Raw genomic sequence first — 26,219 nt, forward strand, 5'->3', positions numbered from 1 at the left:
ACATGTTTGAACAATTGAAAAAGTTCTTTGCGGCCGACGAGGACGTGCAGGAGGAAATGACCCTGCACAAAGCCGCGGCGGCCCTACTGATCGAAGTCAGCAAGTCGGACTACGATCAGGACCCTGCAGAGGTCGACAAAATTCGGGCCCTGCTCATGCGTCATTTCGGTCTGGGCGAGGCCGACGTCGAGGAAGCCATTAGCCTGGCCCAGCAAGGCAGTATCGAGAATACTTCGCTCTACCCCTTCACCCGCTATATCAATGACAATTGCAGCACTGACGAAAAATATCAGCTGGTGTTGTCACTGTGGGAAGTTGCCGCGGAAGATGGGCGCATCGACAAATACGAAGAGCACCTGATTCGCAAGATTGCCGATCTGGTTTACCTGCCTCACCGGGAATACATTCGGGCAAAGCTAGTGGTCACCGAAAACCTGGACAACATCGAATAAGGTTCCGGGCATTGCCGATCAGCTACTACCGGGATTCAATGCTTAGCTGCGCACTTTGCGCTCTGTAAAAACTGACCACGGAATCTATCGGTATGCTTGATTCGCTCTCTGTTATCAGCACCTTGCTCGGTGGCCTCGGCTTGTTTCTGGTCGCGATGAAGATGATGACAGACGGACTGAGTCAGTCGGCGGGCCCCGCTCTGCGCAGCATCCTCACCCGCAGCACCCGCAGCCTGCCCCGCGCCATCTTCAGTGGCTTGTTGATGACCGCCCTGGTGCAATCGTCCAGCGCGGTTACCGTCGCCTCGCTGGGCTTCGTCAATGCCGGACTTATCGGCTTGCAACAAATTCTTGGCGTTATCTACGGAACCAACGTAGGCACCACCATGACGGCGTGGCTGGTTGCTGTCACTGGCTTCAAACTCGACGTGCATGCCATCGCCCTGCCGGCCATTGGCGTGGGCGCCTTTACCCTGGTGATGTCAAAGGCTGGCGGCAAACAAGGTGCTGGCAAAGCATTAGTCGGCCTCGGCTTGTTTTTCATCGGTATCGACACATTGAGCGGCGCCTTCGATGGTCTGGTAGCGCGCTTTGAACTCGAGACAATCACCCTGCAAGGCCCGCTGGGTGTGCTTGCATTTATGCTGGTTGGTATCGTGATGACAATTCTGACCCAGTCTTCCAGCGCCGCTATTGCGCTGACCATTACCGCCGCCGCAGCGCAGATTATCGGCCTTTATGCCGCCGCGGCAATGATCATTGGCGCCAACGTGGGCACCACTTCAACCGCGGTTTTTGCCGCTATTGGTGCCACCGCCAATGCTAAGCGGGTAGCCAGCGCCCAGGTTTTGTTTAATCTCGGCACTGCTGCTGTGGCACTGACGCTGCTACCGCTCATGTTTTATTTCATTACGAGTCTGGAATCTCTACTGGGGCTTACCCCCAATATCGCAGTCACCCTGGCACTGTTCCATAGCACTTTTAATTGCCTCGGCGTATTGCTGATCCTGCCATTGAACCGTCGTCTGGTTCGCTTTTTGGAAAGGCGATTTGTGAGCATCGAGGAGTCATTGTCGCGCCCCCAGTTTCTCGACAAAACAGTCGCCCAAACCCCGGTGCTTGCGGTCAACGCAATCCTGATGGAATTGGACCGCAATGTCCGCATGCTGGCAGAAATGGCTACGGCGATCCTACGCTCTCCCGCTCAGCCCGAACAAATCGACGATATCAGCAAAGCGGCACGGCGCCTGTCACGACTCATCTCGCTGTTTATTGTCGACCTGCAACGCACCGCGTTGAGCGAGGCGGTCACAACTGATTTGGCAAGATTGATGCGGGTCGACCAATACCTACTGACGGCGGCCAACAGTCTTATAGCGAGCCGGGAGCAGTACGCTGCGATGGGTCAACTCCCAGCCAATGCCTCCACCGGAATAGTGCAATTTAAGCATCACTGCCTGGGGATGGTCACGATCACCGGCTCGCCCCCGGCGGCGGATTTTCAGACCGAATTTTCGTTGCTGCGCCAGGCCATGCTGGCCCGCCACGATGAACTCAAGGCCGAATTACTCAGTGAGGGTACCAAGGACGCGCTGGAATTAGAGCAAATGATTACCGCAATCGATTATCTCGCCGAACTACGATTTTTTGCTGACCAGTGGTTCAAAGCCGTGGTGCTATTGCGCCGGTTGCGCAGCGATATCGGGCAGGTACAGAACCAGGCAAGCAAAGACACGGTGACGGAGCTGGACGCCGGTTCCCCGCAGAGCCAAACCCCCGCCAATCAAACGCGGCAAGAGCCCGAGCGGTGATCTGGTTGGGGGAGAACAAGCGGGACAAGTACTGCCAGCGGCGAGCAACGAGGGCTGTCAGCAAGGGCCGATATAATTAGCGGCAACCTGGGTGCTGGCTAGTAGCACTGCCCTTCCAGCAACGACACCAGCTCGCGAAATTTGGCGTGATTGCTGTCACTCATACCCATCAACACGCGATGGGCTTCAAGCACCCGCAAACGCACTCCCTCTTCGGAGTCAGGCAGAACCGGCAATTCACCCAAATCCTCGTCGTTCATCAGCGGCGCTTCGCGAATGCGGAAAACCCGGTCAAAACTCATGCTTTCCAGCACCCGGGTGATATCCGAGTTTGTGGACAGAATCAAAGGAACATAGTGATAACGCTGCTTGGCCTTAATCGCCAGCTTGGCCAACAGGCCAAGGGTGGTGCTGTCGATATTCACGGCGTCTGCCAGATCGACCACCACACTCGCAAAACCCTGCACCGAGAGCATCTCATCGAAGAACTCGTCGAGGGTGGTGCACAGCGTTAAACGAACATCGCCGACCAGTTTGATGACAAAGGCACCATCCTGCTCGGCGACAAGAATTTTTCCCGGCTGCATTAGCCTATAACCTGCTTACTACGAGAATCGCAATATCGTCTGGGGGTTCATCCTGAGTAACCAGATTGAAAGCCCCCGCCAGTTCTGTTGAAGAACGCTGCCCGGAGCCAAGTAAATCAAGCAAAGCCTGTTCTTTCTGCTCCAGGCTGTCTTGCTCCAGCACCTCTAATATACCATCGGAAAACAGGGTCAGCACAGCCCCAGGGGGGAAGCTGATCATATGGTCGCTGAACTCCGCCTCTGAAAACAGGCCCACCGGCATATCGTGTTCTGGCAGAAATGCGGCCCGGCCCTCAGTGGCCATTACCGGCGCGGGCAAATGGCCAGCCACGGAATAGCTCAACTGCTGGCATTTGAGATCAAGGGCGCCAACACACATGGTCACATGCTTGCCGATACCCATCTCAATCAGCTCGCGGTTGGCAATCGCCAGCATTTTGGCCGGCGAAAGGATCGCCGTGGAGCCCCGATGCAAGAAGTCACTGCGCTTGCGAGCGAAAAGGTTTTTCAGAAACACCGTTACGAAAGCCGAGCTGGCGCCATGGCCGGACACATCCGCAACAAAAAAGACCGCGTGATCGCCGCCCACCAGAAAATAGTCGACGAAATCACCGCTCAGGTAGAGCGAAGGCAGAATAAAGTGGCAAAACTGATACCCGCCGATTTCTTTGGGGGTGTCGGGTAGTAGCAGTTGCTGAACGTGCTTGCCCGCTTGCTGGTCCTGCTGCAAATGCGTCAGGCTTTCCAGCAGCTCGCGGTTGGCGTTCTCCAATTTGGTCCGGTAGGCGAGGTTCTCCCGTTTCAGGTTACCTCGCTCCATGGCCCGGTCCATGGCGTGAGCCAGCACATCGCGGCTTTGTACCGGCAGCATGAGATAGTCGGTGGCGCCATGACGCAGCGCCGACACCACCGTTGCCGCACTCTCCCGGTGAGAGATCGCGATCAGCGGCAGCTCCCTGGGGTCTTCGGCCATTTCCGCCAGCATGGCAATACCATCGCTGGCATCAATATCGATCATTACCATGTCGATATCGTCTTCCCGAAAGCCGGTCAGGGCCTCCTGGCGCCGAATCACAAGCAGCACTTCCACCCCCAAACTTTCCAGGGTGGCACGCAGATCAGCGTAATTGGTGACCGCCTGCCCAACCAGCAGCAAACGATGGCTTAAAGGGATGCTCATGTCGCCTTTTTACTCGCATCACCATCATCACACAAGCGCCAAAGCTGTGCAGGATTCACGGCGCACGAGGCAGGCAAATTGGCCACATTCATTGGCAGTTCATTTAACAGCCAGCACATTGCGATTGACGTTAGAACTCCTCAAAGGACTCAAAATCTTCACCGCCAAAACTGTCTTCCATTTCGCCGTCATTGATCAGAAACTGCCGGCGCTGGAGGTAGGCATCCCGCAAGAAACCATAGCGATCACCGGAAATCAGTTCTTCCGAGCTGAGCAGTGAGGCACGCGTATCGACAATATCCAGCCCCTTCATATAATAGCGCGCTCGTTCGGGGTCAATAGCCCCTTCCACCGAGGTAAAGCTGTCTACGGCCAGGCCGGTACCATCCCGCAGGGTGCTGGGGCCAAACAGGGGCAGCACCAGATAGGGGCCAGAGCCGACACCCCAAACGGCCAGGGTTTGCCCAAAATCTTCCGGCTCCCGCGGCAGGCCGATATGGCCAGCAACATCAAACAGGCCAAGCACCCCAACGGTGGAATTGATAATAAACCGCGCCACATCGACCATCGCGTTTCTGGGTTTTCCCTGCAGCACATCGTTACCCATGCTCTGCACTTCACCAATATTGTTGAAGAAGTTGCCGATGCTTTGTTCAACGCCATTGGGGGTCACATACTGGTAGCCTTTCGCCACCGGTTTGAGTACATACCGGTCGGCCACATCATTGAAGGCAAAAATCTTTCTATTCCAGCTTTCGAATGGATCTCTCGGGTCGGCGTCGTCATTCCCCAGCGCGGCGCTACACAACAATGCCATCAGCACTGCTGTAAAAATGTGTTTAAGGTCTATCCGGCAATTCCCAGCCATTGTTCCTCCGCACCACCCTCGTTAATTCTCGGCCCGGCTTTCTTTTGTCTACTGTGAAGCCATCGCCATTCTCCAGCAGCAATCATACCCGATTGTTTGAACTTGGTTAGCGCTTTCTGTCAGCCACCCTGGCCCTAACTCCGCCCACCGCTGGCATCTGCCCCTCAGATGAGGATATCCTGACTCAACCACTGATCTAGCAATTCATTGGCGAAGCCTCGCACGGCGCTGCTCGCCACACCCATTTCTGCTGCCAACAGATCGATGCAGGCATCGATCTCACCCGCATTTTCATCCAACAGTGCCAACAGACGGGCGGTCGCAGCGTTAATTTCGATAAAACCCACTTCATCCTCGCGGTTTCGGTAGACCAGCAAGAAGGTGGGCTGCCCATCGGCCTCTTGGGGCTGAAATTCCGGGCCGATCCGGTGCACTGGAAATTGATAGGCGAGCGACCAGGCAAGGGGCGACACCTCAACCGCCGCGGGCAACTCGCCCTGCCCCCTCGGCCTGGCCGGCGGCAAGGTCTCCGTGCTGATATCCAGCGCCAACTCCACCCACTCGTAATGCGCCAGCTCGATCAAAAACGGTGGATCTGCTGCGGTGCCGTCTCGCTCACCATTGAGGTATTCCAAGAACTCCTCCGCAAGCTGGACAAAATAAGGACTGGCGCACTGATGACGGCGCATAAAATCTCTGACTAACGCCCTCCAGTTCTCGTCTGAGTGAAGCTTTCGCGTCACCGGAAAGGCAGTGCACAGAAAGCCATCTACGGTGTTAAAGAACAGATCCCGGTAAATATCGAGTCGCCGCCGCTCAATATCAGCCGGCCCCGGATTAGCCTCGGGGTCACGAACATGATCACTCAGCTGCTTTTGGAGTTGGGTCAGTTCCATTACGCGCTCACCTCGGCGGCCAAGACACGGGCCTGGGCGTGGCGAATGCGGCTCACTTCCGCGAGCAGATCGCTCATCGGCGGAAAATTAAAATCCCGCTCCAGCAGGGTCGGCAGCGGCCCAAACCGTTCATAACTGGCATCGAGAAGCGACCAGACGGAATCGATCACTGGCGCGCCGTGAGTATCGATTCGCAGGTCTTCTGCCTCCTTGAAGTGGCCGGCAATGTGGCAATAGCGGATTCGCTCGGCGGGCAGCGCCGCGATAAATTCGTAAGGGTCATAGCGATGGTTAATGCTGTTGACGTGCACATTGTTAACGTCGAGCAGCAAATCACAGTCGGCGCGCTCGACCACCGCGCAAATAAACTCACTCTCGCTCATTTCCTGCCCCGGGGCCGCGTAGTAAGAAGCATTTTCCAGCAGGATGCGCCGCCCGAGAATATCCTGGGTCTGGCGTACCCGCTCAGCGACATGGGCCACGGCTGCGTCGGTAAACGGAATTGGCATGAGGTCGTACAGATGGCCCTCATCAGCGCAGTAGGTCAAATGCTCAGAATAGAGCACGCAGTCGAAATCCCGCATAAATCCGGCGACCGCGTTGATCAGGTCGGTATCCAGAGGAGCAAAACCGCCGATATTCAGCGACAGGCCATGTAAGTAGACCGGGAAGCGCTCCGCACAACGACGAAAGGCCTTGCCCAGTCGCCCGCCAATATGCAGCCAGTTCTCCGGGGCGACCTCAAAAAAATCGATGTCATCCGCTGACAACCGCGCAAAGTCGTCGAGCAAGCCCCGCCGCAGCCCCAAGCCCGCAAGAGCGGTGGTTGCACTGGCCGCGCCATCGTTACGTTGCATGGTCATTCATTCTCCGGCATTGATGATTGGGTCTTCTTGCCTACGGTGCTCGACTGCCAGCCGATGCCACCGCGCCCCTCCCTCACAGACGGCTCAAACCGGCCGATGTTACATTCGCCACACCTTTGCTGATGGCAACAAGTTCATTGAGGGGCCAGCTGCCGCATCAACTGAGTGCCGGAACAAGCGCTTTCCAGGCTTGCTTTAGGCGCTTTTCCGACACCGGGAAGGCCGTGCCCAACTGCTGCGCAAACAACGATACCCGAAATTCCTCCAGCATCCAGCGATAGTCTCTCAAGGCTGGAATGTTCAGGGCATCGGGGTTTTTCGCCAAGGTACTATCCAGCTGTTCCTGCAACGGTGCCAATGTGAGCGTGCACTGGCGATCGCGCTGATAATTCCCCTCCAACTTGTCCAATCGCTGGCCGATGGCCTTTAGATAGCGAGGATACTGTTGCAGCTCTGCCAAGCCCAAGTCGATGATGAAATCGACGGTAAATAGCCTGGCCAGCTGGCCACGAATATCATTTACCGACTGCACCAAGGCCAGATTATTGAGCTTTTTCAGCCGCCGACTCAGGTCACTGAACTGGGACAGAATATCGCTCAACAGCGCACCATAGCGCTCTGCCGTCGGTATATATTCAGCCCGCCCCCGCTCCCAAACAGTCTCAAACTCGGCCTCGGTGCGGGGCAGAGAGTCCTGGTTCACCTGGAAGGCCTCGGCAACGGCGGCTAGCAAGGCATCCTCTGTCCAGCGGCGCCGGTCCTGCTGACAGGCGGCAAACTGTAACTGCTGGGTATTATCACTGAACAGGTTTTTGCGCAGCATCTTGACCTGCTGTCCCAAGCGCAACATCAGTAACCGCTGCACGCCGACTTTGCTCTGCCGGGCTGCTTGATCGGCTGATTCCGCCAGCACCAGCTCAACCTTACCGCCCTCGGCCCGAAGGCAGGGGTAAGCGGTGAGAGTTGCCCCGCCCTGGCGGAAGCGGTGCTCCGCAGGCAAATCGCCAAAATCCCAACTGTCGACTTCCCGCGAGGCAAAGCCATTACCGGTTTCCTGGGCAATACTGGCCTGTACACGATGGCTCAATTTGCGCCGCAGCGCCGCCAAATCCCGGCTTTCAGCCAGCGCCCGGCCTGCATCATCCAGCACCCGAATATTCATTCGATAATAGTCATCAACTTGCTGCTCGGACCAGGCTTGCAGATCAATGTCCACGGAGGCGAGCCCTTTGAGCTGCACCGCCAGTGCTTCCATCAGCGGGGTTTCGCTAGGCTGCAAACGCGCCAACGCCCGATCCACATAATCCGGCACCGGTACCAACTGCTTGCGCTGAGCCTTGGGTAGCGCCTTGACCAAGGCAATGCATTTTTCGCGCAGCAAGCCCGGCACCAGCCAATCGAGTCGCGCACCAGCGACTTTGTCCAGCAGCGCCAGCGGAAGCAAAACCGTTACGCCGTCTGCGGGATGGCCGGGCTCGAAGTGATACTTCAAGGGTAACCAATGACCGGCCCAATGCAGTGAATCCGGAAATTGGGTCTCCGCCGCGTCGAGGTCGGCAATGCGCATGGCATCACCGCGACTGAGCTGCAACGCCTTGTCGCCAGCCTGTTTGTTAAGCCAGCTGTGCAGATGCCGGTCAGAAATCACCGAATCGGGCAAACGCTCGTCGTAGAAACGGAACAGCTCTTCGTCAGAGGCAAGGATATCCCGCCGCCGGGTTTTGTCCTCGAGGCCGGCGATCTCTTCAATCAAGGCCTTATTGTGGCGAAAGAAATCGGCTTTACCGCGGTACCGCCCTTCCACCAGCGCCTGACGAATGAAAATCTCCCTGCTCTCCTGGGGATTGATCGGGCCGTAACCTACCCGCTGTTTATCTCGCAGCAGCAAGCCAAATAACAGGGTTTGCTCAAAGGCCACCACGCGACCGGTTTTGGCCTGATAGTGGGGCTCGTAGTAACGACGCTTCAGCAAATCGTCATTAATCCCCAATACCCAGTCAGGCTCGATGCGGGCAACACAGCGCGCGAACAGCTGGCTGGTTTCGGCCAGCTCCGCCGCCACAATCCACTTTGGCTTTTTCTTAGCCAGTGCCGAGCCGGGGAAAATGCGCAGTTTACGGTTGCGGGCACCAAGGTAGTCACGCTCCTCGGTTTTAAAGGCTATCTGGCTCAAAAAGCCGGGCAGCAAGGCCTGATGCAATCGGTTGTAGTCCGCGGGCTCCTTATTGAGGGTCAGTTTCAACTGCCGGCACAACAGCATCAGTTGATGGTGAACCTCGCGCCACTCGCGCATCCGGGTCCAGGACAAAAACTCCTTCTGGCACAGCTTGCGCCACTGATTGCTCGATAGCGCCTGACGCTGTTCCTCGGCGTAATCCCAGAGCGACAAAAAGGCCAGAAAGTCGGAATCTTCATCGCGAAAACGGCGATGCTTTTCATCCGCGGCCTGTTGCTTGTCCGCAGGCCGTTCGCGTGGGTCCTGGATACTAAGCGCACTGGCGATGATTAACATTTCCCGCAGGCAGCCTTTCTCTGCCGCTGCCAACAACAGACGGCCGATCCGCGGATCGACCGGCAACTGCGCCAGGCGTTTACCCAGCGGGTTCAACCGTCGACCGGACACGGCCGCCAGTTCCTGCAGCAAGCCGTAGCCATCGTTCACCTGACGCCGGTCCGGGGGATCGATAAAGGGAAATTTTTCGATATCCCCAAGACCAAGCTGCAACATTTGCAGAATGACCGCCGCCAGATTAGTGCGCTGAATTTCTGGGTCGGTAAAGGCCGGTCGCCGCTGAAAGTCCTCCTCGCTATACAGGCGGTAAGCAATGCCGGGCGCAAGGCGACCACAACGTCCCGCGCGCTGATTGGCGCTGGCCTGGGAGACCGGTTCGATAGGCAGTCTCTGCACCTTGCTGCGCACGCTGTAGCGACTTATCCGGGCGGTACCTGCATCAATCACAAAGTGTATTCCGGGAACTGTCAGCGAGGTTTCCGCCACGTTGGTGGCCAGCACGACCCGCCAGCCGCGGCGGCCGCCCAGATCAAAAATCCGCTGCTGTTCTGCGTTGCTCAGGCGGGCATAGAGCGGCAGGACTTCCAAATTGGGAATGGTGCAATGGCGAAGGTGCCGGTGAACCTCGCGGATTTCCCGCTCACCGCTAAGAAACACCAATACATCACCCCGGCGGGATGCGCCCTCTTCAACCAACTCCTCCAGGGCAGACTCGATTGCCGCCGGCACATCATTGCCCGTCTCGGATTCTTCCATCGGCCGATAGCGGTATTCCACCGGGAAACTGCGGCCACTGACCTCAACCACCGGCGCCTGATCAAAATGGGCGGCAAAGCGGTCCACATCAATTGTGGCGGACGTGATGATCAGTTTGAGATCCGGCCGACGCGGCAGCAGGGTTTTGAGATAACCCAGCAAGAAGTCGATATTGAGACTGCGTTCGTGGGCCTCATCAATAATCAGCGTGTCGTACTGGTACAACAGTCGATCGTGGTTAATGGCGGCCAGGAGTACCCCGTCGGTCATCACTTTGATATGACTGAGAGGGCCACTCACATCTTGAAAACGCACCTGGTACCCCACCCCCTCCCCAAGGGGCGTATTTAGCTCTTCAGCCAGGCGCTGGGCCACCGTGCGCGCCGCCAGCCGCCGGGGTTGGGTGTGGCCAATCATCCCTGCGACCCCACGCCCTAATTCCAGGCAGATTTTAGGAATCTGCGTGGTTTTGCCCGAGCCGGTCTCACCGGCAATAATGACCACCTGATGATCGCGAATAGCCTCGCGCAGGTCGGCTACCCGTTCGCTGACCGGGAGTTGAGGCGGGTAACTCACCCGGGGCAGGGCCTCAAGACGTTCGCGGCGGCGCGCTATCGACGCATCGATACGCTGGCGAATGTCGGCGAGTCGCCCGCCCGCCACTTCGGTGACAAGGTCACGCTCGCTGAGCTGTCGCAAACGGCGCCGCAAGCCGGGCTGATCTGCCAGGTAGCAATCTGCAAGTGCGTCGAAGTAGGGCTGTAGAGATGCCTCAGGCATAGGACTCGCTGTGGTAACCCGGACTCACCGGGGAAACGGGCAAAAAAAAGGCGCCGATTGGCGCCTTTGTTGAGAGAGTTCTCAGCTGGCCTTCTTGGCCAACTCCTCATCTCGCAAATGACGCCGCAGCACTTTGCCAACATTGGTTTTGGGCAACTCGTCCCGCACCTCAATGTAGCGGGGCATTTTATAGCCGGTGAGGCGCTCACGCAAAAAGGCTTTCAGCTCCTCTTTGTCAATGTCGCCCTGCTTGGCCGCCACAAATATTTTCACCGCCTCGCCCGACTTCTCATCGGGCACGCCAATGGCGGCGCACTCACGGATATTGGGGTGAGAGCTGAGCACGTCTTCAATTTCGTTGGGGTATACATTGAAGCCCGACACCAGAATCATGTCTTTCATCCGGTCGACGATGCGCATGTACCCATCATCCCGAACGATGGCGACGTCCCCCGTGTGAAGCCAGCCGCTGCGAATGGTCTTTTCGGTTTCGTCCGGACGTTGCCAGTAGCCCATCATTACCTGGGGACCGCGAACGCAGAGTTCGCCGCGTTCGTCGATGCCACAATCTTCACCATTTTCGGCAATGATCCTAATTTCGGTCCCCGGCAATGGCAGGCCGATGGTACCGACCTGATTGGCACCGCCCGGGTTAATCGACACCACCGGCGAGGTCTCAGTCAGGCCATAACCTTCGTAAACTTGGGTGCCGGTCATTTCCTCCCAGGTTTTGGCGGCGCCCGCCGTCAGGGCCATACCGCCAGACAGCGTCACTTTTACCCGGGAAAAATCCAGACTGGCAAACTCGGGGTGGTTGCACAAGGCCACAAACAGGGTGTTTATGCCGCTCATCCCGGTCCAGGGCCAGCGTTTCATTTCTTTAATTACGCTGTCCAGGTCGCGGGGATTGGGGATAAGAACGGAATGGTTGCCCTGCATCATCACAACAAACGAAAGCATGAAAGAGTAAATGTGATACAGCGGCAACGGCGCCAAAAACAACTCCTGGGTGGGCTTGAGGCCGTAGCTTTCAAACAACTCCTTGCTCTGGAGCACATTGGCAATCAGGTTGCCGTGACTGATCATTGCTCCCTTGGAGACACCCGTCGTGCCGCCGGTGTACTGCAGCAGTGCCAGGTCTTCCTGAGCATAGTCAGCCGCCTCGAACTTACCACTGCGACCTTTGGCAAGGGCCTGACGAAACCCCAGGGCGTTGGCAAAACTGACTTTGGGCACCATTTTCTTAACGTGTTTCACCACGTTATTGATCAGTAACCGCTTCACCGACGCGTGCAGATCGGCAATCTCGGTGACGATGACCGTTTTCACGCCGGTGCGGGGCACCACCGCTGCCGCCACTTCCGCAATATTGGCCAGCACCACCATGGCCTTGGCACCGGAGTCATTCAATTGATGCTCCAGCTCTCGCTCACTGTAGAGGGGGTTGGTGTTCACCACGACCATTCCAGCCCGGATAGCGCCAAACAGCACTACCGGATATTGCAGGATATTGGGTAGTTGAATGGCGATTCGGTCGCCCTTTTTCAGACCCAGCTCCTGCTGCAGGAAGCAGGCAAATTGGGCAGACAGGGTATCCAGATTCTGATAACTGAGAGTCTGGCCCATGCAACTGGTAGCCGGACTCGCTTTGGCTCTGTCAACACAGTGCTGGAACATCTGCGCGAGATTGTCGAACTGACTGGTGTCGACACTATTGGACACTCCGGCCCGGTTCTGCCCTTCCCTAATGGCCTTGGCAACGGCCTCACGCTTATCTGACAAAACTCGCCCTCCACAAGATTATTTTTATTGCCAGAGAGCCCAATAAATTATCGGCCCATACACTGGCAGCTGAGCAATACCGGCAAGCTATCGGCTTTTGTGTTCACTGTCAACACTGAGTCAACCCTTCCAGTTCACCCAGGGTAAACGGTGACACGCAGCCTGATTCTCACCCTGACTTGATTGTAGCCAAGGGGGCTGACTCTGGCATTGGCCCACCGCGTGTGCGCAACGGGCAGCAAAGCGACAACCCTCATCGCCGGCAAGAGGCTGACGCCGGGGCGCCGAGGCCGTAGACGCAGCCAACGCCGGCCGTTTATCCAGATCCGCACTCAGGTGGGCGCCTATCAGCGTTTGCGAATAGGGATGCTGAGGGTTGCGGAACAGCGACGCACTGTCCCCCAGCTCAACCACCTCCCCCAGATACATTACTGCTGTACGACGACTAAGATGTTTCACCACCGCCAGATCATGGGCGATAAACAGCATGGCCGTGCCCTGCTGTTGTTGCAGCGCCTGCAGCAACTCAATGATTTGTGCCTGTACGGAGACATCCAATGCTGATACCGGCTCATCGCAAATCACCAGGCGGGGCTCGGCAATAAAAGCCCGCGCAATCCCGACCCGCTGTCGCTGTCCGCCAGAGAGCTCGTGGGGATAACGCGCTGCGGCAGCCCGGGCCAGACCAACCCGATCCAACCAGACCCGGCCTCGTGCGCGCGCTTCCGCTACTGGCACACGGGTCGCCAGCAAGGGTTCAATCAAGCTCTCCAGGATGGTCATGCGCGGATTCATACTCGCATAGCTGTCCTGGAAGACCATTTGCACACGACGGGAGGCAAAGCGGAAATCGCCACTCGAAAACCGGCTAGGCAACGATCGGCCGTCCACCTCAAGATAACCCCCACTGCGCGCCTGCAAACCCACAATCATGCGACCAAGGGTGGACTTACCCGAGCCGCTCTCACCCACCAGGCCGAGGACTTCGCCGGGGTAGATATCAAGATCAACGCCATCCACCGCCGCCAACAAGCCCCCGGGACCATCAAAATGACAGCGCAGGTCACGCATCTTCACAATCGGCTGACTCATGACTCCGCCTCGCGCCAACGCAATGGGTGCTCGGGATGCCAACGCCAGCACCGGCTGAGATGTCCCTGCCCCGCCGAATGCGGTACGGGTGCCTCTTCACAGATTGCCATCCGCCGGGAGCAGCGGGGGCCAAAGCTGCAGCCCTTTGGCAAGTCCCGCAAATCCGGCGGACTGCCGGCAATCGCTTCTATCGGCGTGTCGAGGGCCAGACTCGGCACGGCTTTTTGCAGCGCCTCGGTGTAAGGGTGGGCCGGATGACGAAATACCTGATCGATTCCCCCTGCCTCCACAATTTGCCCGGCGTACATGACAGAAACCGAGTCGGCAATATTGGCCACCACCCCTAAATCGTGGGTGATAAACAGCATCGCCATACCGCGGTCGCGCTGCAGTTCCCGGAGCAGGGCCAACACCTCCACCTGCACGGTCACATCCAGGGCGGTGGTTGGTTCATCGGCAATCAACAACGCTGGCTTGCAGGCCGTGGCCATGGCGATCATCGCCCGTTGCAACATGCCACCGGAAAACTCAAAGGGATATTGCTCTGCCCGCCGCGCCGCATTCGGAATGGCCAGGCGCTCCAGTAAGGCGATGGCCTCGTACCGGGCCGCCCGGCGACTCAAGCCATGATGAATCCGCATGGGCTCGGCAATTTGATCGCCCACCCTTTGGGTGGGGTTAAGTGCCGACATGGGATTTTGAAAGATCATGGCGATGCGGTTGCCGCGGATCTTGCGCCACTGTGCTGGCGTTAAACCGGCCATCGCCTCGCCACAGAATTGCCAGCGGGCCGCGGCAATCTTGGCCTGGCTGGGCGCCAGTCCGAGCAAGGTCATCCCAGTAACAGACTTGCCGCTCCCGGACTCTCCCACCAGTGCGCGGCACTCGCCGGGCGCCAGCGATAAGCTCACGTCTCGCAAAATGGCGTGATCGTTCAGATTCAACTGCAAGCCGTCCAACCTTAAAATGGGCTTACTCATGCTTTGACCACCCCCTTTCGACGATCAGTGGCGTCACGCAGTGCATCGCCAAGGGTATTGAAGGCGAGCACCGAGATACTGATCAGCAGCGCTGGTAGCAGCAATTGCCGAGGGTGGGACAACAAGGTCTTAATGCCGTCGTTACACATTGCGCCCCAGGAGGTGGTCGGCGGCGATACCCCCATACCAATGAAGGAGAGAAAAGCCTCGGTGAAAATTGCCTGGGGAATGGCAAAGCTGAACGCCACCAGAATCAGCGGCAAGACATTTGGCATCAGGTGACGCCAGATCAACACCGCCCGGTTCACCCCTGCCAGCCGCGCAGCCTCAACAAAAGCCTGACCACGCAGTGCCAGGACCTGCCCGCGAATAAGCCGGGCACTGCTGGGCCAGCTCAACAGCAGCAATGCCAGAATCAATGGTGCAATGCCGTTCTCGCCCGGCCCAATGCCAAAGGCAACCCGCAACAGAATCATGAACAGCAAAAACGGCAGAGCCACCACAAAATCCACCAGGCGCATCAACACCTGATCCACCCAACCACCGGCCAGTCCTGATATTGCGCCAAGCAGGCAGCCCACACTGATAAACAGCAGCGGCGCGACCACACCGACGAACAACGAGGTGCGCCCGCCAGCCATCAGCCGCGCCAGAATATCGCGGCCCAAAGCGTCAGTGCCGAGGGGGTGAGCGGGTAAGGTCACATAGTCCGGCGCGGCACCAGTCAGAGGTGCGAGCCCCTGCAACTGGGCCTCAAACAGGGAAATTGCCGGCACGGGGCGAACGTCCCGGGCAAACAACATCACTCCCGTAGCGGCATCCACCACGGTATAGCGATAAATACGGTGACGCAGTTGCAGTTTGTCTTCGAAGAAAACCGCTTCGGTGGTGACCAGCGGCAATCCAATGCCAGGCTCGGAAGCCAGATTACGATACACCTGAAAGCGATCGGTGCCGATCACAGCAGGCCACCGCAACCGAACCCGCTCAGTGTTGGCCTCAACCACTGTCAGCTGGCCGCCGCGAAGTTTTCGCCGGGGCTGCCAACGGCTATCGTCGGCCACCACCAGCACCTCAGTGGCTGGCAACGGCCCACGGGAAATCTGAGACAACCACTGCTGGCTGGGATCTTGACGCCATACATGGGGCCCGAGGGAAACGAATAGAATCAAGCCGACCACCACCAGCAGCGACACCACCACCGCCGGGCTGGCCAGACGCGGCAGCGGCAGGCTGGGCGGTAACTCGGCCGCCTCCCACTGAGGTGGCCGCCAGGGCGCAAATCGAAATACCGGGATACTCATGAACGCCCCCGATAGAGCCGAATGCGGGGGTCGATGAGCCCGTAGCTGATATCAACCAGCACGACCACCAGGACAAGAAATGCGCCATAAAAGACCGTGGTTCCCATAATGACGGTGTAATCCAGTTGCTGCACCGCCTGCACGAAGTAGCGTCCCAGACCGGGAATGGCAAACACCAGCTCCACCACAAAGCCGCCGGTTGTAACCGCCGCCACTGTTGGCCCTAACTCGGTGACCACTGGCAATACCGCGTTACGCAATTGATGGCGCCAAAATAGGGGCCAGGCACCCACCCCCTTGGCCTTGGCGGCAACAATATAGTCCGTGTTGATGACCTCCAGCATGGAGGCCCGCATCAGGCGGCTCAGATAGGCCATGGTGCCCAGACCAAGCACCAGTGCTGGCACCCATATCTGGCCAAGGGTGCCCCACCCCGCCACCGGAATCAGCGCCTGATCAAAGGCTTTGTTAATGGCCACGATCACCAGTTGAGCAAGCCCGGCAATCACAAAACTGGGCACCGAAATCGCGGCAATTACTGCCAGCATCACCAGCCGGTCCGGCCAGCGGTTGCGATAATGGGCAGCGACACTGCCCGCGGCGATGGCACCGGTCACCGCGATTAACAGTGCCACCAAACCCAGGGTCGCCGATACCGGAAAATGTTCGCGGATAATGTCATTGACGTAGCGGTTTTCCTGGGTGAAGGAGATGCCAAAATCGCCTTTGAGCATATTTCGCAGGAACAGGGTGTACTGGCTGAACAGAGGTTGATCCAGCCCGTATCGGGCTTCGAGCTGGGCCCGAACCTGGGGCGACATGGCTTTATCCCGCACCAACGGATCACCGGGCACCGCATGCATGGCAAAGAAAGTCGCGGTGGCGATAAACCAAATCGTAAGCGCGCCTGACAATAGCCGTTTGCAAATAAACCAGCCCATCGATTACGGCTCTATCCAGGCGTAAATAAAATTGGGATCGCCGCCAAACACCCCGCGTCGGACGCCTTTCAAGCGGGGGTGCTGCACATAGAGAATGCCGTTTTCGTAGGTAGGCAGGATGGGCACATCTTCCACCACAATGCGCTGCACTTGCGCCATGGCTTTGAAGCGCGTTTCCGGGTCATCGCTGCGCTGGGCAATGCGCACCCAGCGGTCGTAATGGGGGTTACTGTAACGCCCCCGGTTGTTGTCATTCCAGGAGGCAAACAAATCACCAAAGGTCATGATGTCGTCATAGTCCGGCCCCCAGGCCGCTACCACAATATCGAAATCGCCGCGGCGCATTTTCTCCAGCCGCTGTTTAAACACCTGCTGATCAATTCGCAATTCAATGCCCAAGCCCTCGCGAAACAGGTACTGATAATATTCCGCTTCCTGTTGTGCACGGGGACTGTCACCCGACAGCAACATCAGCGGCGGCCAGCGCGAAATGCCTAACTCCTTCTTTGCCTTCTCCAACAGGTGCCGGGCAGCCAGCAAATCGGCCTTGACTCGAGGCTCAGGGTACTCATCCCGGAAAAACCCCTTCTGCCCTTTAACCGTTTTGGGAAACAAAGAATAGGCCGGCGCGATCCCCGGCATACCAATCACCTTGTTGACCAGCAGCGCCGGATCGATCAAGCGCTGCACGGCCCGGCGAAAACTCAGATTGTTTGTGACCCTGCCGGGGCGAAAATTGAATTCCAGAAAGTACAGTGAGCCGGTATGGAAGTCATGAATATCGTAGCCGCGTCGAACGGCTTCATCGAGCAGGCCGGTATCCAGCGCGGCCAGCGCGATTCGCTCATCTCTAAACAAATTAAATTGGGCGCTGAAGTCACTGGTGACGTAGGGCATATCGATTTCATTCAGCTGCACCTCATCTGCGTTCCAGTAAGCGGCATTTTTGCGCAAGCGGACGTGGGCGCCGTGAACCCAGGTATCCAACACAAAGGGCCCGTTGTAAACCATTTTGTCCTTATCCGCCGCGTAGCGCCCTCCCCACCGGGTAACCACATCCTCGCGCAGCGGCATAAACGTCATGAAAGCCGTCAGACTCAAAAAGTAAGGACAGGGGGTTTCAAACACCACCTGCAACTCCCTGTCTGACACGGCGGTCACCCCTAGCTGATGGGGGGGCAAAATACCGTTGTTAACGGCTTCGGCATTCTTAATCGGATAGAAAATAAAGGCGTACTGGGAAGCCGTTGAAGGCGTCAGAGCGTACCGCCAGGCAAAAACAAAATCCGCAGCCCTAACTGGCTCGCCGTCACTCCAGCGGGCGTTTTCCCGCAACCAGAAGGTCGCGCCATCCGCGCGCAGCTCCCACCGCTCAGCAACTCCCGCCACCAAGTTGCCCTCGGGGCCATAGGTCAGTAAGCCCTGCATTAAATGGGAGAGCACAAAATTGGCGATGGAGTCGGTTGCCTGGGCGCTGTTCAATGTGGGCGGCTCGGTGGCCAGTGCCACCGTCACCTTTGCCTTTTCCACGTCGACGGCCTGAGCCTGGGCAGCCGGTGCCGACAGTACCACCCAGGCAACCAGCAGCACCGCGGCGAGTGAACCGGCAAACGCTGTTCGCAGGGCTGCCAAGGCCTGGCAAGGGCATGGCGACCAGAAATACCGCCAATTCCCGGCGCGGGTCCATTTATCAACAAAGCCAGACTTAATCACTGCTACAATTCGATCCCGCCATTCCGAGAGGTCACACAGTTCCCACCATGGATAGCCCCGCCAATCCGTATGCTCTGGAGCCCGCACGCATTGATTGGGACGATGGCGTTCCCGTTGCTCGTCAATTTGCCGATGTTTATTTTTCTCGGGATGACGGTGTTGCCGAAAGCCGTCATGTTTTTTTGCATCACAACGATTTGCGTCAACGATGGCTATCCCTTGCCAGCACGGCTGCGCCTGACGCGCCCGGAACCTTTACCATCGTTGAGACCGGCTTTGGTACCGGCCTAAATTTTCTGTTGGCCTGGCACCTTTGGCAACAGGTCGCCCCCAAACACTGGCGCCTGCATTTCATTTCTTTCGAGAAACATCCTCTGACGCTGACTGATCTGCAAAAGTCGCACCAGTCCTGGCCAGAACTCCAGCATTTAGCCGCCATACTACAGCACAACTATCCCCCGCTGATACCGGGGCAACACCGCCGGCAAATGAATTGTGAGCCCGTTTGTCTTGAGCTGATCTTTGACGAGGCCCAGGCGGGTCTCACCGCCTTAATTGAGGCAAGTTCAGCCCGTGGAAATGGCCACGAAGCGAGAATGGTGGACGCCTGGTTCCTGGACGGCTTCGCCCCAGCGAAAAACCCCGACATGTGGCAGTTGGACGTTTTGCGCCAACTCGGTCAGCTCAGCAAAATCGGCGCCACCTTCGCCACCTTCACCGCCGTGGGCGCGGTCCGCCGAGGCTTGGCAGAACAGGGTTTCGCCGTGGAGAAAGTTGCCGGCTTTGGCCGCAAACGCGAAATGCTGCGGGGTGTCTACCAGGACCTGGTCCATTTACATCCAGCGCCGTGCGACCAAGCAGCCCCCCCTCTCCGCTTCACCCCCTGGCATCAACCCAGAAGCGCCGTCACCGGCAGAGCGGTATGCATCATTGGTGGCGGGCTGGCCGGCAGCAGCAGTGCTAGGGCCCTGGCGGAGCGGGGCTATCGCGTGACCGTCATCGAGCGCGAAGCTGAGCCCGCACGCGGTGCATCAGGCAACCCGCAGGGCATCTTGTACACCAAATTATCGCCCGACCCCGGCAGTCTCAACCGATTTACCCTTGCCAGCTTTCTGCACGCTCTAGCCTATTACCGGCCCAGATTGGCAGCCGGTCTGATTGCCGGTGACCTTTGCGGCGTAGTGCAGGTGGCAAACAATGATAGCGATATCACTCTATTTAAGCGCCTTGAAACCCTGCTGAAAAATCAGGATTGGGTGGAATATGTGGACGCCGAAGGGGCAAGCGCCCTGGCGGGCATACCCGTCCGCTCCCCCGCGCTGTTCTTTCCCGGCGCAGGCTGGTTGTCGCCCACCCGAGTGTGCCGCTATTGGCTCGACCACCCTAACATCACGGTTCACTGCAATCGCGATGCGCTAAGTATCAGCCGCGACGAGCAAGCCCAGACCTGGCACATCCGGGGGCTGGATGACATAGCCCTCGCCGGGGCAGACCTGGTCGTGATTGCCAACAGCAATGATGCGAAGGCCTTCGAGGCCAGCCGCTTCCTGCCGACCCGTCCGATTCGAGGTCAACTGACTTACCTGCCGACCGAAGCATTGCACCAACCGCCGAGTCGAGTGATTTGTCACGAAGGCTACCTCGCCCCGCCCCCACCCCAGCACGACAAGCTGTGCCTGGGCGCCAGTTTTGATCTGCGCAACCCCCACTCTCGAGTGGAGGATGCTGATCATCATTGGAATTTGAGCCAGCTTGAGACCTTGTCCCCGGGAATATTGCGGCCGGGTGCCGCCCCGGTGGGTGGCCGCGCCGCGCTGCGCTGCGCCAGCCCGGATTACCTGCCCATCGTGGGTCCCCTGCCCGACGTGGCGCGTTTCGATACGGATTACGAGACCTTGCGCGTCGACGCCAAGACAACCATCGATACCGTTGGCAGCTACCTGCCCGGCCTCTACGTCAATATCGCCCATGGGTCCCGCGGCCTGACATCCACACCTTTATGCGCTGAACTGCTTGCCAGTTATATTGCGGGAGAGCTCAGCCCAATGTCACGGGAGCTGTGCGAGCACCTGTCGCCAGCCCGCTTTTTGATCCGGGACCTGAAAAAGCGGCGTCGCTAACGGGGTGTCAACCGGAAGAGCGCCACAATCGGCAGCAACAGCAGAAGCGCTCCCCACAGCACGGCGAGGCGATGGTCAAACAGGTAGTTACCCACGTCATGATGCAGGCTGGCAACATACAACACCCCGGTGCCGCCCAGGCCACAGAGCAGCGCTAGGCCGCAACGCACCTGCGCAGGCATTGACGCACCGGGCGCATATCGTAGAACGAACCAGGATATCGCAGGAAACGCCAATATCGATTTAACTCCGGCAAGGACGATCAGCACGCTCAGCGGCGTCGTTTGCAGAACATAAGTGGGAACGACCCCTCGCAGACTAATGCCCGCATTGACTACCAACATGGCGCCCAACAGGCAGAAGACGAACAACAATCCCAATCTGCTCGGCGCCTGCGGCGTGGTCCGGCCAGCGAAAAAACCCGGCAACAACCAGCCCAGCTGCGCCGCCGCCGCACTCCCAGGCAGACCCGCCCGGAGCAGGCTCCACCACGCGCCCAGTAATAACAACACGGCGACCGCCCCGCCCCCTTTACTCCGATGAGCGGCAAGCCCCGCTGCCAAGACCATCGCCCCGACAGCAAACCAGGCTGCCTCGGCGATGACCTCACCCTGCAACATCGCGTAAGACGCCGCCAGCACCGCCAGATTTTGCAAGGCAAGCCAACCAACCAGTACATTACGCGTGCGACTTTCCACGCCGCCGGTTGCCACGAGCACCAGCCAGACCAACAACGGATCGGCTGCACCTGCCGCTAACCAACGACCGCTCCAGTCGCCGTGAAAGACCATCAGCAATGCCGCGGGCACCAGGGCAACCACAGCAGCGGCGCCAAGGGAGTACCAAGAACAGTATTGATCTCCACCCTTGCGCATGGCCGACCACCCTTGCCGTCCCTGCCAGGCTATCCAACAAAATGCAGCAGCCATCAGTGCTTCGTTAATCCAGAACAACGGGGGGTGCGTGACGGGAATCAGCAGGAAAGGGAGTGAAAGTTGGGTATCAACCAAGCCATCGTAGAATCGGCTGTAGCGGGAATTGGCTGCGATCAACGCGAAGCCGACGGCAAGTAATGGCCCGGCCAACAAAAGCGACCCCAGCCATTGCGGGCGGCGCCTTTTTGCATCACAACCGGTCATGTCAAAAACCTTTCTCTCGGCGCCGTATCACAGGGAAGGACTAAGTCTTCGCGCCGACAACAGTAAGGGATTATTACCACCACCTGCAAGCTATGGCACAAGTGGTAAATTTAGATCACCGGCAGAGGATGCGCCACATTCCTTGTGGCGCAGAGCTGGCTCACACCATTAGTTAGTAGTGTGGTCATCCACCTCGTCTTGCACTTCTTCCGCGCCCTCTTCCATGCTGTCGCCCATGCTTTCCATGCCTTCATCAATGCTTTCCCCGGCCTCTTCCATGGGGCCTTGCTTCTCGCATGCAGTTACCGCAAACAGTCCGGTACCGGCCAAGACGGCGACCAGGACAAAACGACTGATCAATGAGAAAACGGAACGTTCAGAGTGATGTTTCATTGTGATCTAGCCCTCCTTGAGCTATCGCAAAATGATCGCCGGATGGGTCTTAACCCGGCTCTGAAAAAGCACTAGCCTTGCTTGGCCAGCGATAACTCAGACATAACACCCGGCCAAGTTGTTCCCGTCCCGGTAATTTTCACATTTATTATTTCGCTTCGCCCCTTCCGACCACCGCGGTAAAATCAGCGCATGATGAACACCTACCGATTTCTTCTCGCGCTGCTCGCCGCCGCGTCCGCAACTGTGCTGGCTCAGCCCGCAGCGTCGACGCCAGCCTCCGCATTGACCGATTCCGGCTACCGAGTGCTCGAGCAGTACCCTCACAATCCGGTGCTGTTTACCCAGGGCCTGGAGTTATACAAAAACCGACTCTTTGAGAGTACTGGCCTTTACGGCCATTCGAAGGTGATCAGCCGTCGATTTCCCCCACAGGCCGATCCCGACCTGAAAGGCGTCGCCCTGCCCGACACCGCCTTCGCAGAGGGCTTAACCCTTTATCGCGACCGGGTTTACCTGCTCACCTGGCGCGCCCAAAAGGGGTTGATTCTGGATGCCGAGCACTTCGGTTTGCTGGGCAGTTTCAGTTACGAGGGAGAAGGTTGGGGATTATGCTTTCAACGTAAGCTCGGTGAGGCAGGCCTGTTCGTGATGAGCAATGGCAGCGACCAACTGCAGCTGCTCTCGCCGGACACGATGAAAAAGGTCGGCCACATACGGGTCACGGATAACGACGCCCCGGTGGAAAGACTGAACGAGCTGGAATGTGTCGGCAACTATATCGTGGCCAACATCTGGCACAGTAACGATATTGTGTTTATCGACACCAATTCTGGCCAGGTGAAGTCGCGAGTTGACCTTTCAGCACTCAAACCCGAAGTGAGCAGCGACCAGGCAGTGCTTAACGGGATTGCCTTTGATGAGCAGGATGCTAGCTGGCTGGTGACCGGCAAATTGTGGCCGGTAATGTACCGCCTCCATATTCCCTTACCCACCGCGCAATGACCACGCCGATGCTGGCTTAGCCAAGCACCGAGCCGCTAGAATGGGGGCAAACGTCCAAACGAAAGGAATTGCCCCTTCATGAGTCAGCTGGCAGCAACCCCACCGCACCCCAGTTTTGAATTAATCAGCCAGGATCCCATCCCGGCCCTTGGTGTCGCGCTCGCCGAGTATCGCCACCGAAAAACCGGTGCGGTTCACTACCACATTGCCAGCGACAACCCGGAGAATGTCTTTCTGGTGGCACTGCGCACTGTGCCCAAGGACTCCACCGGCGTCGCTCATATTCTCGAGCACACCGCGCTGTGCGGCAGTGAGCGTTTCCCGCTGCGCGACCCCTTCTTCATGATGATCCGGCGTTCGCTCAACACCTTCATGAATGCCTTTACCAGCTCAGACTGGACCGCGTACCCCTTCGCCAGCTGCAACCGCAAGGATTTCGACAACTTGCTGCAGGTCTATCTGGATGCCGTATTTTTCTCCCGCCTGCATCCCCTGGATTTTGCCCAGGAGGGACACCGCCTGGAGTTCAGCGAGCCTGGCAACCCCGCCTCACCGCTGGTGTACAAAGGGGTGGTCTTCAATGAAATGAAAGGCGCCATGAGCAGCGTGAACAGTCAGCTGTGGCACACCCTGTGTAAGCATCTCTTTCCCAGCAACACCTACCACTACAACAGCGGCGGCGATCCGGAAGCAATCACTGACCTCAGCTACGAAGAGCTACAGGCCTTCTACCGCAGCCACTACCATCCCAGCAACGCCACCTTCATGACCTTTGGCGACATCAGCGCCGCCGAGCACCAAACCCGTTTTGAGGAGCTGGCCCTGGGGCGGTTCGACTCCCTCGACGTTCATATCGCTGTGCCCGACGAAAAACGCTACCACGCGCCGATTCGAATCATGGAGCACTACCCGGTCTCTGCCGAAGACGGAGTGGAAGGCAAGACCCACATCGTCATGGCATGGCTGCTCGGCACCAGCACCGACCTAGACACTTTGCTGGAGGCCCAATTACTCGCCGGGGTGCTGCTCGACAACAGCGCCAGCCCACTGCTCCACGCACTGGAAACCACCGAGTTGGGCAGTGCGCCGTCGCCTCTCTGCGGGCTGGAAGACTCGATGAAAGAAATGGTGCTGGCCTGTGGCATTGAGGGCAGTGAGGCCGAACACCAACAGGCCCTGGAGAGCCTGGTGCTAGGTGTTTTGGATGGCATCGCCAACCACGGCGTACCCACCGAAAACGTTGAAGCAGTGCTGCACCAGCTGGAATTACAACAGCGAGAAATCAGTGGCGACGGCTACCCCTACGGCCTGCAGCTGATTCTCAATGCCATGGGCAGCGCGACTCACCGGGGCCGCCCCATTGAGCTACTGGATCTCGACCCGGCGATCAGCAAGCTGCGCAGCAATATCCAAGACCCCAACTACATCAAGAATCTAGCGCGGCAGCTGCGGGATAACCCCCACCGGGTGACACTGGTGATGGCGCCCAATACCGAAATGCAGCAGCGCCGGGAGGCCGCAGAAGCCGCAAAATTGGCCAAACTACAGACCACCCTCACTGATGAGCAAAAGCAGGCCATCATTGATCAGGCCGCCGCACTGGCCGAGCGCCAGACGGTGAAAGAAGACGAATCTATTTTGCCCAAGGTGTCGCTGGATGACGTGCCGCTGGAGATACCGGAAATCCCCTCCACACGGGAGACCCTCGGCAAGTTGCCCTGCACCGTTTACGCCCGAGGCACCAACGGGCTGGTCTATCAGCAGGTCTACCTGCAGTTGCCTGATCTGGACGATGCCGAGCTCGACATCCTGTCGCTGTACAGCCAGGTCCTGACCGAGCTGGGGCTGGGTGAAGCTAACTACCTGCAAACCCAGCACCGCCAGGCCCAGGTCTGTGGCGGCATATCGGCGTTTTCAAGCATGCGCGGCGACATCAATGACGAGCAACAAACCCAGGCCTATCTGGTACTCAGCTCCAAGGCGCTGCTACGAAATGCAAAGGCCCAGGCCGAATTGATGCTCGATACCCTCATCCGCCAGCGCTTCGACGAGCTCGACCGCATTGCCGATATTGCTGCCCAAATCAGCGCCCGCAAACAGTCCTCCATCACCGGCAACGGACACGGATTGGCAATGACGGCAGCCTGTGCCGGAATGAGTCCAATTGCCCTGCTCAACCATCGCATCGGCGGCCTGCCGGGCATTAAATCGGCCAAACAGCGCAGCGATGGCTTAAAAGAAGCGGCCCAACGACAATCACTGGCCACCCAGCTGGCTGCCCTCCACCAAAAGATCCTCGCTTCGAACAAGCAATTGCTGCTCGTAGCCGATGAGGAGCACCTGGAGGAGCTTCGCAACACCCTCGGTCCGGTGTGGCAGGGTCTCGACAACCAGACTTGTGAACCTTTCCGCCGACCGGCGCTGCGCGAGGCGCGCCAGGAATTCTGGATTGCCAACTCCCAGGTTAATTTCTGCGCCAAAGCCTACCCGACGGTCAGTTCGGATCATCCCGACGCCCCGGTACTGACTGTGCTGGCAACCTACCTGCGCAATGGCTACCTGCATCGCTGCATCCGCGAACAGGGCGGCGCCTACGGTGGTGGCGCTTCACAGGATTCCAATATCGCGGCTTTCCGTTTTTATTCCTATCGGGACCCACGCCTCAAGGAGACGCTCGGCGACTTCGATGACGCGATCACTTGGTTACTCGACAACCCCATCTCCGAGGAGGGACTGGAGCAGGCAATTCTGGGCATTATCGGCAGCATCGACAAACCCGGCTCCCCCGCCGGTGAGGCGAAGCAAGACTTTCAAAATCAGTTATTTGGCCGAACCCTCGCCCAGCGCCGTCAGTTTCGGCAGCGGGTCCTTAACACGCGGGCAGAAGATTTACAGCGGGTGTGCAAGACCTATCTCAGTGACGGCAACGCCAGCACCGCAGTGGTGAGCAACGAGAGTAAGGCCAAGGACTTGGCGCAGTGGTTAAGCGAAGCGGGATTTACTGTCGAGCGCGTATAAGCGCTGCTGCTCACACTACTGGCG

The 26,219-nt window shown here is 58.1% G+C and carries 19 protein-coding genes; 5 read left to right on the forward strand and 14 right to left on the reverse strand.

Features of this window, described 5'->3' with window-relative positions; translation table 11 throughout:
* Positions 1-2: 2 nt before the first annotated feature.
* Positions 3-452 carry a tellurite resistance TerB family protein gene (locus tag NCG89_RS01985; RefSeq protein ID WP_251088097.1) on the forward strand — a complete coding sequence of 150 codons (450 nt, stop codon included), beginning with the start codon at positions 3-5 and terminating at the stop codon, positions 450-452.
* A gap of 92 nt (positions 453-544) precedes the next feature.
* Positions 545-2,263: a Na/Pi cotransporter family protein gene (locus NCG89_RS01990; RefSeq protein WP_251088098.1), complete on the forward strand. Its 1,719-nt coding sequence runs from the start codon at positions 545-547 to the stop codon at positions 2,261-2,263.
* Positions 2,264-2,361: 98 nt separating this feature from the next.
* Here NCG89_RS01990 and NCG89_RS01995 read toward each other — a convergent pair whose 3' ends face one another.
* From NCG89_RS01995 to NCG89_RS02050, 12 genes are all read right to left on the reverse strand, one after another.
* A complete protein-coding gene (locus tag NCG89_RS01995) occupies positions 2,362-2,850 on the reverse strand; it encodes an STAS domain-containing protein (protein ID WP_251088099.1) in 489 nt (162 codons plus the stop codon).
* A 4-nt stretch (positions 2,851-2,854) separates the two neighbouring features.
* A complete protein-coding gene (locus NCG89_RS02000) occupies positions 2,855-4,030 on the reverse strand; it encodes a PP2C family protein-serine/threonine phosphatase (RefSeq protein ID WP_251088100.1) in 1,176 nt (391 codons plus the stop codon).
* Between the two features lie 130 nt (positions 4,031-4,160).
* Positions 4,161-4,847, reverse strand: coding sequence for an MlaA family lipoprotein (locus NCG89_RS02005; protein ID WP_251088101.1), 687 nt, complete (start codon positions 4,845-4,847; stop codon positions 4,161-4,163).
* A gap of 215 nt (positions 4,848-5,062) precedes the next feature.
* Positions 5,063-5,794 carry an HvfC family RiPP maturation protein gene (locus NCG89_RS02010; RefSeq protein ID WP_251088102.1) on the reverse strand — a complete coding sequence of 244 codons (732 nt, stop codon included), beginning with the start codon at positions 5,792-5,794 and terminating at the stop codon, positions 5,063-5,065.
* Positions 5,794-6,657 carry an HvfB family MNIO-type RiPP peptide maturase gene (locus tag NCG89_RS02015; RefSeq protein WP_251088103.1) on the reverse strand — a complete coding sequence of 288 codons (864 nt, stop codon included), beginning with the start codon at positions 6,655-6,657 and terminating at the stop codon, positions 5,794-5,796. Before NCG89_RS02015 ends, NCG89_RS02010 begins: the two co-directional genes overlap by 1 nt.
* Before the next feature lie 160 nt (positions 6,658-6,817).
* A complete protein-coding gene (gene hrpA / locus NCG89_RS02020) occupies positions 6,818-10,708 on the reverse strand; it encodes an ATP-dependent RNA helicase HrpA (RefSeq protein WP_251088104.1) in 3,891 nt (1,296 codons plus the stop codon).
* A gap of 81 nt (positions 10,709-10,789) precedes the next feature.
* Entirely contained in the window at positions 10,790-12,490 is a 1,701-nt protein-coding gene (locus NCG89_RS02025; protein ID WP_251088105.1) for an AMP-binding protein, read from the reverse strand.
* Between the two features lie 120 nt (positions 12,491-12,610).
* Complete coding sequence (locus NCG89_RS02030; RefSeq protein ID WP_251088106.1) at positions 12,611-13,582, reverse strand: oligopeptide/dipeptide ABC transporter ATP-binding protein; 972 nt, start codon at positions 13,580-13,582, stop codon at positions 12,611-12,613.
* Positions 13,579-14,562 carry an ABC transporter ATP-binding protein gene (locus NCG89_RS02035; RefSeq protein WP_251088107.1) on the reverse strand — a complete coding sequence of 328 codons (984 nt, stop codon included), beginning with the start codon at positions 14,560-14,562 and terminating at the stop codon, positions 13,579-13,581. Before NCG89_RS02035 ends, NCG89_RS02030 begins: the two co-directional genes overlap by 4 nt.
* Positions 14,559-15,866 carry an ABC transporter permease gene (locus tag NCG89_RS02040; RefSeq protein ID WP_251088108.1) on the reverse strand — a complete coding sequence of 436 codons (1,308 nt, stop codon included), beginning with the start codon at positions 15,864-15,866 and terminating at the stop codon, positions 14,559-14,561. Before NCG89_RS02040 ends, NCG89_RS02035 begins: the two co-directional genes overlap by 4 nt.
* Entirely contained in the window at positions 15,863-16,780 is a 918-nt protein-coding gene (locus NCG89_RS02045) for an ABC transporter permease (RefSeq protein WP_251088109.1), read from the reverse strand. Before NCG89_RS02045 ends, NCG89_RS02040 begins: the two co-directional genes overlap by 4 nt.
* A 30-nt stretch (positions 16,781-16,810) precedes the next feature.
* The gene (locus NCG89_RS02050; protein ID WP_251088110.1) at positions 16,811-18,520 is read right to left on the reverse strand and encodes a peptide ABC transporter substrate-binding protein; all 1,710 of its coding nucleotides are present in this window, start codon (positions 18,518-18,520) and stop codon (positions 16,811-16,813) included.
* A gap of 47 nt (positions 18,521-18,567) precedes the next feature.
* Between NCG89_RS02050 and mnmC the strand changes: the two genes are divergently transcribed.
* Positions 18,568-20,640 carry a bifunctional tRNA (5-methylaminomethyl-2-thiouridine)(34)-methyltransferase MnmC2/FAD-dependent 5-carboxymethylaminomethyl-2-thiouridine(34) oxidoreductase MnmC1 gene (gene mnmC, locus NCG89_RS02055; protein ID WP_251088111.1) on the forward strand — a complete coding sequence of 691 codons (2,073 nt, stop codon included), beginning with the start codon at positions 18,568-18,570 and terminating at the stop codon, positions 20,638-20,640.
* On the opposite strand, the gene NCG89_RS02060 is transcribed toward mnmC, so the two are convergent.
* Together NCG89_RS02060 and NCG89_RS02065 are read right to left on the reverse strand one after the other, a co-directional pair.
* The gene (locus NCG89_RS02060; protein ID WP_251088112.1) at positions 20,637-21,779 is read right to left on the reverse strand and encodes a Na+/H+ antiporter NhaA; all 1,143 of its coding nucleotides are present in this window, start codon (positions 21,777-21,779) and stop codon (positions 20,637-20,639) included. The two genes, mnmC and NCG89_RS02060, sit on opposite strands and share 4 nt — an antisense overlap.
* A gap of 168 nt (positions 21,780-21,947) precedes the next feature.
* On the reverse strand, positions 21,948-22,172 hold the full coding sequence (locus tag NCG89_RS02065) for a hypothetical protein (RefSeq protein ID WP_251088113.1): 225 nt from the start codon (positions 22,170-22,172) through the stop codon (positions 21,948-21,950).
* Positions 22,173-22,364: 192 nt separating this feature from the next.
* On the opposite strand from NCG89_RS02065, the gene NCG89_RS02070 reads away from it, so the two are divergent.
* Complete coding sequence (locus NCG89_RS02070) at positions 22,365-23,177, forward strand: glutaminyl-peptide cyclotransferase (RefSeq protein WP_251088114.1); 813 nt, start codon at positions 22,365-22,367, stop codon at positions 23,175-23,177.
* Between the two features lie 78 nt (positions 23,178-23,255).
* Positions 23,256-26,195: an insulinase family protein gene (locus tag NCG89_RS02075; RefSeq protein WP_251088115.1), complete on the forward strand. Its 2,940-nt coding sequence runs from the start codon at positions 23,256-23,258 to the stop codon at positions 26,193-26,195.
* Positions 26,196-26,219: the final 24 nt, after the last annotated feature.

The organism is Spongiibacter taiwanensis (assembly GCF_023702635.1).
Lineage (GTDB): Bacteria > Pseudomonadota > Gammaproteobacteria > Pseudomonadales > Spongiibacteraceae > Spongiibacter > Spongiibacter taiwanensis.